Genomic DNA, 13,902 nt, shown 5'->3' with positions numbered 1-13,902 from the left:
CAATGAAACGATATCTCACCATCATGATGGCCGCATTGACCGTGTTGCTCACCGGATGCGCCACCACCATACGCAGCGACGTCACGGCCTTCCACGAATGGCCCGCGCAGCTGCAGGACAAATCGTATGTCTTCGAGGCGCCAGCGGCGGAAAGCGACACGCTGGAATACCGCAGCTACCAGAACCTCGTGCGCGCGGAACTGGCCAAACACGGCTTCGGCGAGGCCTCCGGACCTGCGGCGGCCAACTTGCGCGTGTCGATGGATTTTTCGACGGTCGACTACCCTGAGCGCGTGCTGCAGGCGTCCGACCCATTCTGGTATGGCCCCGGCTACTGGCCCGGCCGCTACGGCTACCGCTACGGCGCATGGCCAGGTTATGGCCGCTTTGGCTATAACCCCTACTGGTATGGCCCGATGGAAGTGGAAGAAAGCGTGCGCCATAAATACGAACGCGAATTGCGCGTGACGATCAATGACCGCACCGGCAAGAAACTGTATGACGTGACCGTGCAATCGACCAGCAACAAGCGCGCCACGTCGCAAGTGATGCCCGCCATGGTGGCCAGCGCCTTTGCCGATTTCCCCGGCCAGAGCGGCGTGCCGCGCAAGGTCGAAGTCAAGGTTGAATAACGGCGCGCGGCCAGTATCCGATGCGCCAAAAAAACCGGCTTGTGCAGCAATGCGCAAGCCGGTTTTTTCATGCCTACGAATAGTAGGCTTCGGCCGACAGGGTAATGGCGCCGATCAGGGCCACGGCCAGCACCAGCACGATCAGCAGGCGGCCGAACTTCGGCGCGCCGTCGTTTCCGCTGTCGCCGCTCATGGCACGATGATGGTCGAACCGGTCGTCTTGCGCCCTTCCAGGTCCGCATGCGCCTGGGCGATATGGGCCAGGCTGTAGCGCTGGTTGATCTCGATCTTCACTTCGCCGCTGCTGACGACGCCGAACAGCGAAGCGGCCATCTCTTCCAGGTTCGTGCGGTTCGAGGCATAGCTGAACAGGGCTGGGCGCGTGATGAACAGCGATCCGCGCGACGCCAGTTCGGACAGGGTAAACGCTGGCACGGGACCGGAAGCATTGCCGAAGCTGACCATCATGCCCAGCGGCGCCAGGCAGTCGAGCGAGCCCGTAAACGTGTCCTTGCCGATGGAATCGTAGACCACGGAGACGCCCTTGCCGCCCGTGATCTCGCGCACGCGCTCGACGAAGTTTTCCGTGTTGTAGTTGATGACGTGGGCCGCACCATGGGCCTTGGCCAGGGCCGCCTTGTCATCGGAACCGGCCGTGCCGATCAGGTTCACGCCCAGCACCTTCGCCCACTGGCAGGCGATCAGGCCCACGCCGCCGGCGGCCGCGTGGAACAGCACCGTGTCGCCCGCCTTCAGGGCCACCGTGCGGTGGAACAGGTATTGCACCGTCAAGCCCTGCAGCATCATGGCCGCCGCCGTATCGAAGGCAATGCGCTCGGGCAGCACCAGCAGCAAAGCCGCCGGCAGGTTGCGCTGCTGCGCATAGGCGCCATTGATGCGCGCCGCATACGCCACGCGGTCGCCGATTTTCACTTCCGTGACACCCTCGCCCACCGCCTCGACGATGCCCGCGCCCTCGACGCCCAGGCCATTGGGCAGCGGCTGCGGGTACAGGCCCGTGCGGAAATACACATCGATGAAATTGAGGCCGATGGCCTCGTGCTTGACGCGCGCCTCACCCGGACCGGGCGGCGGCAGCTCCACATCCACATACTCCATCACTTCCGGACCGCCCACGCGCTGTACGCGGATGGCCTTGGTGGTAATCGTTGCGCTCACAATATGCTCCTTGGAAAGAAGAATGGGGAAAACGTCAGGCTGCCGCGCTGGCCCGCGCCTGCAGCTGCGACAGCACCAGGTGCGCCGACGACAGATTCGTCGCGCACGCCACGTTGTGCACGTCGCAGGCGCGCACCAGGGCGTTGATGTCCGGCTCGTGCGGCTGCGGCGTCATCGGGTCGCGCAGGAAGATCACGCAATCGATCAAGCCTTCCACCAGCAGCGAGCCGATCTGCAAGTCGCCGCCGAACGGCCCCGAGTGCTTGCGCTCGACCGCCAGGCCCAGCTCGTTGATCAGGCGGCCGCCCGTGGTGCCCGTGGCCGACAGTTCGCAGCCTTTCAAAAAGTCCAGGTATTCGCCCGCCAGGGTAATCATGTCATCTTTTTTCTTGTCGTGGGCAATCAGGGCGATGCGTGTTTTCATGGTGGGGACGTTTTCAGTGGGTGGAGGAATTATTTCTTTTTCGACAGCAAGTAAATACCGGCCAAGACCAGGCTGGTGCCGGCCAGTTGCCAGTTGGTGATCGGTTCATCGAGGATCATGGCGCCCAGGAACAGGGTCGACACGGGACCGATCATGCCGGCCTGCGAGGCGACGGGTGCGCCGATGCGCTCGACGGCGATCATCGTCATGAAGACGGGCATCACCGTGCAAAAGATACCGTTCAACAGGGACAAGCCATACACGGGCATCGGCTGGATCAGCAGCTCGACGGGCCGCAGGATGAAGAATTGAACGATGCAGGCAAAGCTGGCCACGCACATCGCGTAGGAAACGAGCCGCATCGAGCCGATGCGCTTGACCAGCTCGCCGGAACCGAGCAGGTACACGGCATACGAACAGGCCGAACCCAGCACCAGTGTCGAACCGAGCGCCACGTTGCTGGCGCCGCCCTGCAAGTCATGCACGAACACCAGCACGATGCCGCAATACGAGGTGAGCAGGGCCAGCCACTGCACGCGGCTGATGGTCTGCTTGAAATACACGGTGGTAATCAGCAGCACGAAAGTCGGCGTGAGGAACAGGATCAGCCGCTCCAGGCCGACGGAAATGTATTGCAGCCCCAGGAAATCGAGATAGCTGGACAGATAGTAACCGACGAGACCCAGCCCGACGAGGCGCCAGCGGTCGCTGCCCGACAGCGGCGGCTCCGTGCGCATCTTCCAGTACGCGATGACGGCGAACACGGGCAGCGAAAAGATCATCCTGAAGGCGATCAGGGTGACGGCGTCGATCTGGTAGCGGTACAGCAGCTTGGCGACGATGGCCTTGGTGGAAAACAGCACCGCCCCGCCCACGGCGATGGCCAGGCCACCGAGGTAGACGGAACGGGGAAGCGATGCGGGGGATGCTTGCGGGGAACTGGAGCTCATCTCCAGATTGTAAGGCAAAAGCCAAAGGCGGCTGATAAGCCCAGCGGCAAAAACCGGGGCCGGCCCCTGAGGGGCCGCCCCGGCCCTTGCCTTCTGGGTGGAAGCGCAGGCCGGCCTTTACGACACCACCACCGCCGCCGCCCCCGCCGTCACGCTGGCCGTCGTCACGCGCGCAATCACGTTCGACGGCGCGCTGCCGCCGACGAGCTTGTTGACTTGCTTGAACTGCGCTACCAGCTTGCCCGGCGTCAGGGTCACCACCGTGTAGCCCTGCGCATCCGTGTTCAGGTGCTTCATCCATGGATTGTTGCCCAGGCCGGACAATTGTTGCGCCAGGCCCAGCAAAGTCGTGTTGAAGTCAGCGCTCGCTTTCAAGCCAGCCTGCACGGCGGCGACCGTGCCGTCCAGTTGGGCTTCCGGCACGCCCTTGGCGGCCAGGGCGCCGCGCAACTGCACGCGCAACTGTTCCAGCAGGCTGTCGACGGTGGGCGCCGCCTTGCCCATGGTGTAGTCGAGCAGGTTGATGTCGAGATTGACCGTGCCCAGGCCCGTGACGGGGATGGCCAGCGGATAGCTGACGAGGGTGCCGACATCGCCCATCGTGCCGGCCGCCGACTTCAGGTAGCTGAAGAAGGAATCGGAGCTGACGCCGGCCGACACCAGGTCCACCATCACGGGCGTGCCGCCGCCGGCCGCGTCGAAATCGTCGCTGACCGTGCCGGCAAAGAAGGAGTGGATGTCGCCCGTAATCGCCACCACGTTGCCGATGGCATTCGTCTTCAGGTGGGCCATCAGGTTCTTGCGCTCGCTGTTGTAGCCATCCCACTGGTCGCAATTGAGCAAAAAGCGCGTGAAGAACGGCGCCAGCGCCGCCTGCTGGCCCGAGGCGACGACAAAGCTCGACGCGGCCTTGTTGGCCAGCACGTCGGGCTTGATCCAGCCGAAGGCGATCACTTGCGCGGCGGCGGCCGGCGTGGCGCTGTTGTAGGCCGCCACCGTGATGCCGGCCTGGGCCGCGCTCAAGCCGGCGCCCACGGCTGCCGCGCCCTGCGCGCTGGCGTTGGCAGCCGCGCCGGCGATCGCCATGGCCGCGGCCTGGGCCACGGTTTGCGAGGCGCCCGCCGTCGAGGCCGCCACGATGGCGGACGCCAGCGGGACGCTGCCGCCCACCAGCGGCAAGGTACTGGCGATGGCCTTGCCCACCGTCGACATGGCGCTCAGCGCCACCAGGGTGGCGATGGCATCCGTGCCATTCAAGCCCATGCGCAGCAAGGACACCTCATTGCCCCACAGCTTCCAGGTGGACGTGGCCGCCTTCATCTTGCCCTTCCACCAGTCGCGCTGGGTGCTGCCCAGCATGCCGACGGCCGCCAGCGGGTCGGCGCCGGCTTTCGTGGCGGCGGCCATCTTCTGCCCTTCCACGCTGTCGAACAGCGCTTGCGGCACCAGATAGCGGCTGCCGATGCTGCCCAACGGCTTGCCCGTGGCGGGATTGACGGTCGATTCCGCAATCGCGTGGTCGGCGCGGTACAGGCGCTCGTCCGTCATCACCAACTGCATCAGTTTGCCGAACTGGAAATCGCGGTAGATCTGGATATTCTGGAACGTCGTGGCGGCGGCGTCGAACGTGACGTCCGCCGGCATGTATTCGAACCACGCCTGGTTGGCGCTGCGGCGGCGGGCCGGCTGGTGCAGGTCGCTGCCATCCGCCGCCACGATGCCCTCGTAGGTGGCGGCATCCTGCCAGGCGTCGTCCGTGAATTCGTGGTCGTCCCAGATGGCGATGAAGGCGAAGCGCTCGTGCACGGCTTGCAGGCGCGCATCGGTGCGGTATTTCTTGTACAGGTAGCGGTAATCGGCCACCGTGGTCGCGTATTTCGCGCCCGCGTTGCCGCTCTTGAAGGTGCCGTCCGGCAATTTCAGCTGGTCGTGGCGGTTTTCCACGGCGCCGCTCTGGAACGCCTCGCCCACCGTTTCATAGATGTAGTCGCCCAGGTGGACGATGAAGTCGAGCGTTTCGTTGGCGGCGATGTGCGACAGCGCGCCCCAGTGGTTGATGCTCCAGTCCTGGCACGTCAGGTAGGCGAACTGCAGCTGGCTGACGTCAGCCGTGGCGGCGGGCGCCGTCTTGAAGCGGCCCACGTTCGAGCGCACGTCGCCGGCGATGAACTGGTAAAAGTACACCTGCCCCGGCTGCAAGCCCGTCACCTTGTGGCGCAGGGTATTGTCGAAATCGGCCTTCAACGGCAACTTGGCGTCGACGATGGGCGTGCCCGCCAGGGCCGTGTTGCCGCCCAGCGCGGCCGTATTGTCGGCCGCGCTGACGATCAGGCGCACGGCGACGTCGGACTTGCCGGCCACGGCGGGCGCGACGGCGTCGAAACTGGCTGGCACGACGCGCGTCCACAGCATGGCGCTGTCCGGGCGCGGATCGCCGGAAGCCACGCTTTGCGGGAATTTCCAGTCGCTGCCCGAAGCCAGCGGCACGCCAGGGTCGCTGTAATCGCTGCTGCCGCAGGCGGCGAGGCCGACGGTGGCCACCGACACGGTGATAAAGCCACCCAATTTCAGAAATTGCCGCCTGTCCATTTGATTTGCCATGATGTCGCGCCCTCAGCTATGGTGAAAGCGCGTCACTTTAGCAACAGATTATGTCCGCTTGATGACGGGGCCATGCCGCTTCGCAGGGGGCCGATATGCTAAAATGTCGGCCACAATTGAACACCCGTCTAAGGAAGATTCGACATGGCAGGACATAGCAAATGGGCCAACATCAAGCATAAAAAGGCTGCCACGGATGCCAAGCGCGGCAAAATCTGGACCCGCCTGATCAAGGAAATCACGGTCGCGGCCCGCATGGGCGGCGCCGATATCGCGGCCAATCCGCGCCTGCGCCTGGCCGTCGACAAGGCGGCCGACGCGAATATGCCGAAAGACAACGTCCAGCGCGCGATCAACCGCGGCAGCGGCGGCGTCGACGGCGCCAATTACGAAGAAGTGCGCTACGAAGGCTATGGCGTGGGCGGCGCGGCCGTCATCGTCGAATGCATGACGGACAACCGCGTGCGCACGGTGGCCGAGGTACGCAACGCCTTCAACAAGAATGGCGGCAACATGGGCAACGAAGGCTCGGTCGCCTTCATGTTCCAGCACTGCGGCCAGCTGCTGTTCGCGCCGGGCACCGATGAAGACAAGCTGATGGAAGCGGCCCTGGAAGCGGGCGCCGAAGACGTCATCGCCGACGAGGAAGGCGGCTTCGAAGTGCTGACCCCCGTGCACGATTTCGCCACCGTCAAGGAAGCGCTGGAAGCGGCCGGCTTCAAGGCGGAAGTGGCCGAAGTCATCATGAAGCCGGCGACGGAAACCGTCTACACGGGCGACGACGCCGTCAAGATGCAAAAGCTGATCGATGCGCTGGAACTGCTGGACGACGTGCAGGAAGTCTTCACCAACGCCCTGATCGAAAACTAAGCAACAACCTGAAGGGCGGTACCGCCGCCCTGCAACCCACACTGAACGAACGGTCCCTATGAAAATTCTGGTAGTCGGCTCTGGCGGCCGCGAACACGCCCTGGCCTGGAAACTGGCCCAGTCCGAACGCATACAGATGGTGTATGTCGCGCCGGGCAATGGCGGCACCGCGCGCGATGCGCGCCTGGTCAATCTCGACATCAGCGACCCGCAATTGCTGGCCGACTTCGTTCAACAGGAACACATCGGCCTGACCGTCGTCGGCCCGGAAGTGCCGCTGGCGGCGGGCATCGTCAACCTGTTCCGCTCGCGCGGCCTGAAAATCTTCGGCCCCACGAAAGAAGCGGCGCAGCTAGAATCGTCGAAGGACTTCGCCAAGGCCTTCATGCAGCGCCACGGCATCCCGACGGCCGCCTACCAGACCTTCTCCGACGTCGCCCCCGCGCATGCCTACATCGACGCCATGGGCGCACCGATCGTCATCAAGGCCGACGGCCTGGCCGCCGGCAAGGGCGTGGTTGTTGCCATGACCCTGGAAGAGGCGCACCAGGCGGTTGACATGATGCTGGCAGACAACCAGTTCGGCGACGCCGGCGCGCGCATCGTCATCGAGGAATTCCTCGCCGGCGAGGAAGCGAGCTTCATCGTCATGTGCGACGGCAAGAACATCCTGCCGCTGGCCACCAGCCAGGACCACAAGCGCCTGAAGGATAACGACCAGGGCCCGAACACGGGCGGCATGGGCGCATATTCGCCGGCGCCCATCGTCACGCCGGCCATGCATGCGCGCGTCATGCGCGAAATCATCAATCCGACCATCCAGGGCATGGCCAAGGACGGCATCACGTTCACGGGCTTTTTGTACGCCGGCCTGATGATCGACGACAAGGGCACGCCAAAGACGCTGGAATTCAACTGCCGCATGGGCGACCCGGAAACGCAGCCCATCATGGCGCGCCTGAAGACCGACCTGGTCACCGTCATGGAACACGCCGTCAACGGCACGCTCGACGCCGTGGAACTGGAATGGGACCGCCGCACGGCCGTCGGCGTCGTCATGGCCGCTGCCGGCTATCCGGACGATCCCGTCAAAGGCACGCCGATCGGCGACATCCCGGCTGAAACGCCCGACTCCGTCACCTTCCATGCGGGCACCCGCATCGAGGGCGAGCGCCTGGTCACCAACGGCGGCCGCGTGCTGTGCGTGGTGGGCCTCGGCGACAGCATCAAGATGGCGCAGAAGCAGGCGTATGAAACCGTGGAAAAAATCCACTTCGACGGCGCGCAGTACCGCCGCGACATCGGCTGGCGCGGCCTGAAACACTGATCCACCCCGTTGTGGCACACGGCAGGGCCGGCGCGGAACTTCTCCGCCCCGGCCCTGTTGTTTTTCGCGCGTCGGAAAAATGGGCATTGCGCTACCATGCTGCCTCCCTGACAAGTTTGCCGCCCATGACAGCCCACGCCCATCCCTCCCTTGCCGCACTGCGCCAGCTCGGCCTGATCACCGCCACCGAGTTCGACGAGGCCATGGCCGAACTGGAGATCCTCGCGCTGGACGAGGAAGACGATGTCGACATGCCGCGGCTGGCACCCGATGCGGGTCTTGCCGACACCCTGGCATGGCTGCTGCACACGGATCTGCTGCCGCAGGACGCCTTCCTGCCGCGCGTGCGCGATTTGCCGCGCCAGCATGGCGGCGCGGCCCTGCAGGAACGCCAGCAGCTGGCCGCCGCCGCGTTGCAGCTGCTCAACCGCCATGCCGTCGACACCCTGTATGACGAAAATCTGATCGACCAGTGGCAGCGCGATGCCGCCCACGCCAGCTTGCCAGCCGACCGCCTGCTCGCCTCGCCGATCGCCGCCCTGCGCGAGATGCTCGGCCAAGGCACCTTGACGCAGCCACAATTCGAGGCCCTGCGCACGCGCCGGCACGGTTCGGAACTGGCGCGCATCATCGTCGATGGCGCCGTGCGCCAGGCGCGCCGCGAGCGTCCCGCCCACGCGCGCCCGGGGACCTGGCTGCTGGCCGCGCTGTTGCTGCTGGTGCTCGCGTTTGCCGGCCGGAGCATCGTCGCCGGCCGGGCCGCCACGCATCCCGGCCCTGGCAGTGCAGGGAGCGCCGTCGAACGCGGCGACTTGCAGCCGCGCGCCGCGCAGGCCGTGGAGAGCGCCCGCATGCCCGGCGCCGAAGCGCAGTTGTCCATCACGGTGGTGCAGGACGACGCGGCGCCGCCGGCTCCCTAAACCACAGCGCAAGCGCCGGCCTATCACAAAAACGCGTAACAGGGTACAATCCGTCCTTAATTTTTTATTTCGGCCTCGTCGGCCCACGCGATGTCGTCAACTCCCTCCCCTTCGGCCGTCAAAGCCTATTTGCTCGATTTGCAAAACCGTATCGTGCAGGCGCTTGAAGCGCAGGACGGCAAGCCGTTCCTGACCGATGCCTGGCAGCGCCCCGAGGGCGGCGGCGGCATTTCGCGGCTGATCGAGGAAGGCAATGTGTTCGAGCGGGGCGGCGTGAATTTTTCGCACGTCACCGGTGCCGCACTGCCGCCATCGGCAGCGGCCGCGCGTCCTGAACTGGGCGGCAAGGCGTGGGAAGCGATGGGCGTGTCGCTGGTACTGCATCCGCGTAACCCGTATGCGCCCACGGTGCACATGAATGTGCGGTTTTTCAGCACCGTCAACGCCGATGGCGAACCCGTATGGTGGTTCGGCGGCGGCATGGACCTGACGCCGTATTATGGCGACGCGGGCGACGTAAAGCACTTCCACCAGGTGTGCCATGATGCGCTGGCGCCGTTCGGCGCGGAGCTGCATCCGAAGTTCAAGCAGTGGTGCGACGATTATTTCTACCTGAAGCACCGGCGCGAAGCGCGCGGCGCCGGCGGTATCTTCTTCGACGACTTCAACGCCCTGGGCTTTGACGACAGCTTTGCGATGATGCGCAGCGCCGGCGACGCCTTCGTCAACGCCTATGTGCCTATCCTCGCGCGCCGCAAGGACACGCCCTACGGCGAGCGCGAACGCGATTTCCAGTGCTACCGGCGCGGACGCTATGTGGAGTTCAACCTGGTCTTCGACCGCGGCACCCTGTTCGGGCTGCAATCGGGCGGACGTACCGAGGCGATCCTGATGTCGATGCCGCCCGTGGTCAAGTGGCGCTACGACTGGCACCCGGAAGCAGGCAGTCCCGAAGCGGCGCTGTATACTGACTTCCTCGTGCACCGCGACTGGCTGCAGGCGTGACGGAAAATGGCACGGTAAGCAGTACGGCGCGCAATACCCCATGCGTGGCGCTACTCGGTGGCAGCTACGATCCGGTACATATCGGCCACGTCGCGCTGGGCACGCATTTTTCCAGCCTGCTGCACGCCGATGAACTGCGCGTGATTCCGGCCGGCGCGCCCTGGCAAAAGGGCAGGCTGGGCGCCAGCGGGCAGCAGCGGGCCGAAATGGCGGGCCTGGCCTTCAGCGGCCTGCCCTTGCCGGTGGTGATCGACCGCCAGGAAATCGAGCGTAGCGAGCATGGCAAGGCCAGCTACACCATCGATACCTTGCGCCAGGTACGCGCCGAGCTGGGGCCGCGCGCTTCCATCGTTTTCCTGATGGGCGCCGACCAGCTGCAGCGGCTCGCGACATGGCGCGAATGGCAGCAATTATTTGAATACGCGCATATCTGCGTCGCGGCCCGCCCCGGCTTCGCGCTGAATGACACAGCAGTGCCGCAGGTGGTCGCCGACGAATTTTCGCGCCGCCTGGGCACCCTGGAAAGCATCCGCAACACGCCGCACGGTCTGACTTATCTGGCACAGGACTTCGCGGTGGATATCTCCGCCACCGAAATACGTGCGGCATTACAACGGGGGAACCGGGCAAACTCGCTTGTTTCTCCGCTAGTGCTAGACTATATTGAACAACATAATTTATACAAAAGCTAAATGGACATCAAAAAACTGCAAACCCTCGTCGTTGACGCCCTTGAAGACGTCAAAGGCCAAGACATCGCCGTCTTCGAAACGAGTCACCTGACCAGCCTGTTCGACCGCATCGCGATCGTCTCCGGTACCTCGAACCGTCAAACCAAGGCGCTGGCCGCCTCGGTACGCAACAAGGTCAAGGACGCCGGCGGCGACATCATCGGCATGGAAGGCGAGGACACCGGTGAATGGGTACTGGTCGACCTGGGCGACATGATCGTCCACATCATGCAAGCGCCTATCCGCGCCTACTACCGCCTGGAAGAAATCTGGGGCGACACGCCGGTCAAGCTCGGCGCCGCCAAGCGCGCGCCGAAAAAAGCCGCCAGCGACGAACCGAAGAAGGTCAGCGGCCATCTGGCGGCAAGCAAGGCCAATGTGGAAGCGACGCCCGTGATCGAGAAAAAGGCGCCTGCCAAGAAAGCCGCGGCCACCACCGCCGCCAAGAAAGCCCCGGCGAAGAAAGCCACCACCTCCAAGGCCGTCGGCAAGACCGTGAAAGTCGCGCCAACCAAGACCGAAGCGGCTGCAGTCAAGGCATTGAAAGCGCTGCCGGAGAAAAAAGTACGTGCGCCACGCGCGGCCAAACCGGCAGCCGATGCGGCACCGGCAAAAACCGTGATCAAGCGTATCAAAAAAGTCGAAGCGTAAGCCTCGATGCAGCTCATCATCGCTGCGGTCGGCCATAAAATGCCGGCCTGGATAGAGACGGGCTTCGCGGAATACGCGAAGCGCATGCCGCCGGAACTGCGCATCGTGCTGAAGGAAATCAAGCCGGTGGAACGTTCCGGCAGCAAGACCGCCGCCACGGCGATGGCGCTGGAACGCGAACGCATCGAAGCCGTCCTGCCCAAGGGCGTGCGCATCATCGCCCTCGACGAACGCGGCAAGGACCTGACCAGCGTCGGCCTGTCGCAGCAATTGATGGCCTGGCAGCAGGATGGCCGCGACACCGCCTTTTTGATCGGCGGTGCCGACGGCCTCGATCCGCAACTCAAGGCACGTGCAGAAGGCATGCTGCGCATCTCCAGCATGACTCTGCCGCATGGCGTGGTGCGCGTCATCCTCGCCGAACAGCTGTACCGCGCCTGGTCGATCACGCAAAACCATCCCTATCACCGCGTCTGACCACTCCATGAAACCGGCTGACAACAAGATCTATCTGGCGTCCAAAAGTCCGCGCCGGCGCGAATTGCTGCGCCAGATCGGCATCGATTTCGAATTGCTGCTGCTGCGCAGCGATGGCCCGCGCGGCGCCGACGTCACCGAGGAAGTCCTCGCCGGCGAGTCGGCGCTCGATTACGTGGCGCGCGTGGCGAATGAAAAAGCCGCCTTCGCGTGGGACCTCGTGCGCCGCCGCCACCTGATCGCGCGCCCCGTGCTGGCCGCCGACACCACCGTCACCATCGACGGCGTCATCCTCGGCAAGCCGGCCGACCGCCTTGAGGCCGTGGCCATGCTGGAGCAGCTGTCGGGCCGCACGCATCAGGTGCTGACCTCGATCGCCGTCCACTACAAGGATTTCGCCGAGCAGCGCACGCAAGTGTCGCAGGTGCGCTTCGGCGTGCTCTCGCCCGCCTCGATCGCCGCCTATTGCGCCACGCCGGAACCGTACGACAAGGCCGGTGCCTACGGCATCCAGGGCAGCGCCGCGCTGTTCGTCGAGCATATCGAAGGCAGCCATTCCGGCATCATGGGCCTGCCCCTGTACGAAACCGCACAGTTGCTGAGACTAGCAGGTTTGCCCCTGCCCTGAAGACAGGTATGATGTCATTCGTTGCCTCCACTCCCGCGCCTACATGAACGAAGACATCCTGATCAATATCACGCCGCAAGAAACCCGCGTCGCCCTCATCCTCCAGGGCGCCGTGCAGGAATTGCACATCGAGCGCACGCTCACGCGCGGCCTGGCCGGCAATGTGTATTCCGGCAAAGTGGTGCGGGTGTTGCCGGGCATGCAGTCGGCCTTCATCGACATCGGCCTGGAACGCGCGGCGTTTCTGCACGTGGCCGACATCTGGGAAGCGCGCGGCCACGACGGCCAGAACGCCACGCCCGCGCCCATCGAAAAAATCCTCTTTGACGGCCAGGTGCTGACGGTGCAGGTGATCAAGGATCCGATCGGCACCAAGGGCGCGCGCCTGTCGACGCAGATTTCCATCGCCGGGCGCATGCTGGTGTACCTGCCGCAAGACAAGCACATCGGCATTTCGCAGAAAATCGAAAAGGAAGCGGAGCGCGAACAGCTGCGCGTGCGCCTGCAAAGCCTGCTCCCGCCCGACGAAAAAGGCGGCTACATCGTGCGCACCATGGCCGAAGACGCCTCCGACGCCGACCTGAAGGCGGACGTCGACTACCTGAGAAAAACCTGGGCCACGATCACGCACGGCGCCCGTACGCGCCCGGCCACCAGCCTGCTGCACCAGGACTTGAACCTGGCGCAGCGCGTGCTGCGCGACTTCGTCGGCGACGAAACGGCCACCATCCAGGTCGATTCGCGCGAAAACTACGTGAAGTTGCGCGAATTCGCGGAAATCTACACGCCCAGCGAACTGACGCGATTGCAGCACTACACGGGCGAACGCCCCCTGTTCGACCTGTACGGCGTGGAGGAGGAAATCCTGCGCGCGCTGGGCCGCCGCGTCGACCTGAAATCGGGCGGCTACCTGATCGTCGACCAGACGGAAGCGATGACCACCATCGACGTCAACACGGGCGGCTTCGTCGGCGGGCGCAATTTCGCGGACACGATTTTCAAGACCAACCTGGAAGCGGCGCACGCCATCGCGCGCCAGCTGCGCCTGCGTAACCTGGGCGGCATCATCATCCTCGACTTCATCGACATGGACAATGCCGAGCACCGCAACGCCGTGCTGGCCGAGCTGAAACGCACCCTGTCGCGCGACCGCACCAAAGTCTCGGTGAGCAATTTCTCGCCGCTGGGCCTGGTGGAAATGACGCGCAAGCGCACGCGCGAGTCGCTGGCGCACATCCTGTGCGAGCCATGCCCGGCCTGCGCCGGCAAGGGACAAGTCAAAACCTCGCGCACGATCTGCTATGAAATCCTGCGCGAACTGCTGCGCGAGGCAAAACAGTTCAACCCGCGCGAATTCCGCATCCTCGCCTCGCAGGAGGTCGTCGATCTGTTTTTGGAAGAAGAATCGCAGCACCTGGCCATGCTCGGCGACTTCATCGGCAAGAAAATCTCGCTGCAGGTGGAAAACGCCTACCACCAGGAGCAATACGACGTGATTTTGATGTAG

Annotated in this window: 14 protein-coding genes; 10 read left to right on the top strand and 4 right to left on the bottom strand. The window is 64.4% G+C overall.

Going from position 1 to position 13,902, the window contains the following annotated elements; translation table 11 throughout:
• Positions 1-2: 2 nt before the first annotated feature.
• Positions 3-632 carry a DUF4136 domain-containing protein gene (locus tag YQ44_RS03535; RefSeq protein ID WP_071322202.1) on the top strand — a complete coding sequence of 210 codons (630 nt, stop codon included), beginning with the start codon at positions 3-5 and terminating at the stop codon, positions 630-632.
• Between the two features lie 189 nt (positions 633-821).
• On the opposite strand, the gene YQ44_RS03530 is transcribed toward YQ44_RS03535, so the two are convergent.
• The 4 genes from YQ44_RS03530 to YQ44_RS03515 form a co-directional block, all read right to left on the bottom strand.
• Positions 822-1,751 carry a quinone oxidoreductase family protein gene (locus YQ44_RS03530; RefSeq protein WP_071326234.1) on the bottom strand — a complete coding sequence of 310 codons (930 nt, stop codon included), beginning with the start codon at positions 1,749-1,751 and terminating at the stop codon, positions 822-824.
• A 94-nt stretch (positions 1,752-1,845) separates the two neighbouring features.
• Entirely contained in the window at positions 1,846-2,235 is a 390-nt protein-coding gene (locus YQ44_RS03525; protein WP_034786684.1) for a methylglyoxal synthase, read from the bottom strand.
• Positions 2,236-2,264: 29 nt separating this feature from the next.
• Positions 2,265-3,185, bottom strand: a complete 921-nt coding sequence (locus YQ44_RS03520; RefSeq protein ID WP_071322201.1) for a DMT family transporter — start codon at positions 3,183-3,185, stop codon at positions 2,265-2,267.
• 117 nt (positions 3,186-3,302) lie between these two features.
• On the bottom strand, positions 3,303-5,786 hold the full coding sequence (locus YQ44_RS03515) for an alkaline phosphatase D family protein (RefSeq protein WP_232251043.1): 2,484 nt from the start codon (positions 5,784-5,786) through the stop codon (positions 3,303-3,305).
• A 144-nt stretch (positions 5,787-5,930) separates the two neighbouring features.
• Between YQ44_RS03515 and YQ44_RS03510 the strand changes: the two genes are divergently transcribed.
• The 9 genes from YQ44_RS03510 to rng all read left to right on the top strand — a co-directional run bounded on the left by YQ44_RS03510 (position 5,931) and on the right by rng (position 13,902).
• Positions 5,931-6,656: a YebC/PmpR family DNA-binding transcriptional regulator gene (locus YQ44_RS03510; protein ID WP_071322199.1), complete on the top strand. Its 726-nt coding sequence runs from the start codon at positions 5,931-5,933 to the stop codon at positions 6,654-6,656.
• Positions 6,657-6,714: 58 nt separating this feature from the next.
• Positions 6,715-7,983, top strand: coding sequence for a phosphoribosylamine--glycine ligase (gene purD / locus YQ44_RS03505; protein WP_071322198.1), 1,269 nt, complete (start codon positions 6,715-6,717; stop codon positions 7,981-7,983).
• Between the two features lie 125 nt (positions 7,984-8,108).
• Entirely contained in the window at positions 8,109-8,903 is a 795-nt protein-coding gene (locus tag YQ44_RS03500) for a hypothetical protein (protein WP_071322197.1), read from the top strand.
• A gap of 90 nt (positions 8,904-8,993) precedes the next feature.
• The gene (gene hemF / locus YQ44_RS03495; protein ID WP_071322196.1) at positions 8,994-9,908 is read left to right on the top strand and encodes an oxygen-dependent coproporphyrinogen oxidase; all 915 of its coding nucleotides are present in this window, start codon (positions 8,994-8,996) and stop codon (positions 9,906-9,908) included.
• Positions 9,905-10,600 (top strand): nicotinate (nicotinamide) nucleotide adenylyltransferase, encoded by a 696-nt coding sequence (gene nadD, locus YQ44_RS03490; protein WP_071322195.1) that lies wholly within the window; start codon positions 9,905-9,907, stop codon positions 10,598-10,600. Before hemF ends, nadD begins: the two co-directional genes overlap by 4 nt.
• Entirely contained in the window at positions 10,601-11,290 is a 690-nt protein-coding gene (gene rsfS, locus YQ44_RS03485; RefSeq protein ID WP_071322194.1) for a ribosome silencing factor, read from the top strand.
• A gap of 6 nt (positions 11,291-11,296) precedes the next feature.
• Positions 11,297-11,767 carry a 23S rRNA (pseudouridine(1915)-N(3))-methyltransferase RlmH gene (gene rlmH / locus YQ44_RS03480; protein WP_034747108.1) on the top strand — a complete coding sequence of 157 codons (471 nt, stop codon included), beginning with the start codon at positions 11,297-11,299 and terminating at the stop codon, positions 11,765-11,767.
• A gap of 7 nt (positions 11,768-11,774) precedes the next feature.
• Positions 11,775-12,395 carry a Maf family protein gene (locus tag YQ44_RS03475; protein ID WP_071322193.1) on the top strand — a complete coding sequence of 207 codons (621 nt, stop codon included), beginning with the start codon at positions 11,775-11,777 and terminating at the stop codon, positions 12,393-12,395.
• 43 nt (positions 12,396-12,438) lie between these two features.
• The gene (gene rng, locus YQ44_RS03470; RefSeq protein WP_071322192.1) at positions 12,439-13,902 is read left to right on the top strand and encodes a ribonuclease G; all 1,464 of its coding nucleotides are present in this window, start codon (positions 12,439-12,441) and stop codon (positions 13,900-13,902) included.

The organism is Janthinobacterium sp. 1_2014MBL_MicDiv (genome assembly GCF_001865675.1).
In the GTDB taxonomy this organism is placed as follows: Bacteria; Pseudomonadota; Gammaproteobacteria; order Burkholderiales; family Burkholderiaceae_D; genus Janthinobacterium.
Note: the sequence above shows the minus strand (reverse complement) of the source record. Positions and strands in the feature narration are given on the sequence as shown.

Coding starts and splice junctions, on each gene's coding strand:
- YQ44_RS03535 (WP_071322202.1), top strand. CDS start 3: ATGAAACGATATCTCACCATCATGATGGCCGCATTGACCGTGTTGCTC.
- YQ44_RS03530 (WP_071326234.1), bottom strand. CDS start 1,751: ATGGAGTATGTGGATGTGGAGCTGCCGCCGCCCGGTCCGGGTGAGGCG.
- YQ44_RS03525 (WP_034786684.1), bottom strand. CDS start 2,235: ATGAAAACACGCATCGCCCTGATTGCCCACGACAAGAAAAAAGATGAC.
- YQ44_RS03520 (WP_071322201.1), bottom strand. CDS start 3,185: ATGAGCTCCAGTTCCCCGCAAGCATCCCCCGCATCGCTTCCCCGTTCC.
- YQ44_RS03515 (WP_232251043.1), bottom strand. CDS start 5,786: ATGGCAAATCAAATGGACAGGCGGCAATTTCTGAAATTGGGTGGCTTT.
- YQ44_RS03510 (WP_071322199.1), top strand. CDS start 5,931: ATGGCAGGACATAGCAAATGGGCCAACATCAAGCATAAAAAGGCTGCC.
- purD (WP_071322198.1), top strand. CDS start 6,715: ATGAAAATTCTGGTAGTCGGCTCTGGCGGCCGCGAACACGCCCTGGCC.
- YQ44_RS03500 (WP_071322197.1), top strand. CDS start 8,109: ATGACAGCCCACGCCCATCCCTCCCTTGCCGCACTGCGCCAGCTCGGC.
- hemF (WP_071322196.1), top strand. CDS start 8,994: ATGTCGTCAACTCCCTCCCCTTCGGCCGTCAAAGCCTATTTGCTCGAT.
- rsfS (WP_071322194.1), top strand. CDS start 10,601: ATGGACATCAAAAAACTGCAAACCCTCGTCGTTGACGCCCTTGAAGAC.
- rlmH (WP_034747108.1), top strand. CDS start 11,297: ATGCAGCTCATCATCGCTGCGGTCGGCCATAAAATGCCGGCCTGGATA.
- YQ44_RS03475 (WP_071322193.1), top strand. CDS start 11,775: ATGAAACCGGCTGACAACAAGATCTATCTGGCGTCCAAAAGTCCGCGC.
- rng (WP_071322192.1), top strand. CDS start 12,439: ATGAACGAAGACATCCTGATCAATATCACGCCGCAAGAAACCCGCGTC.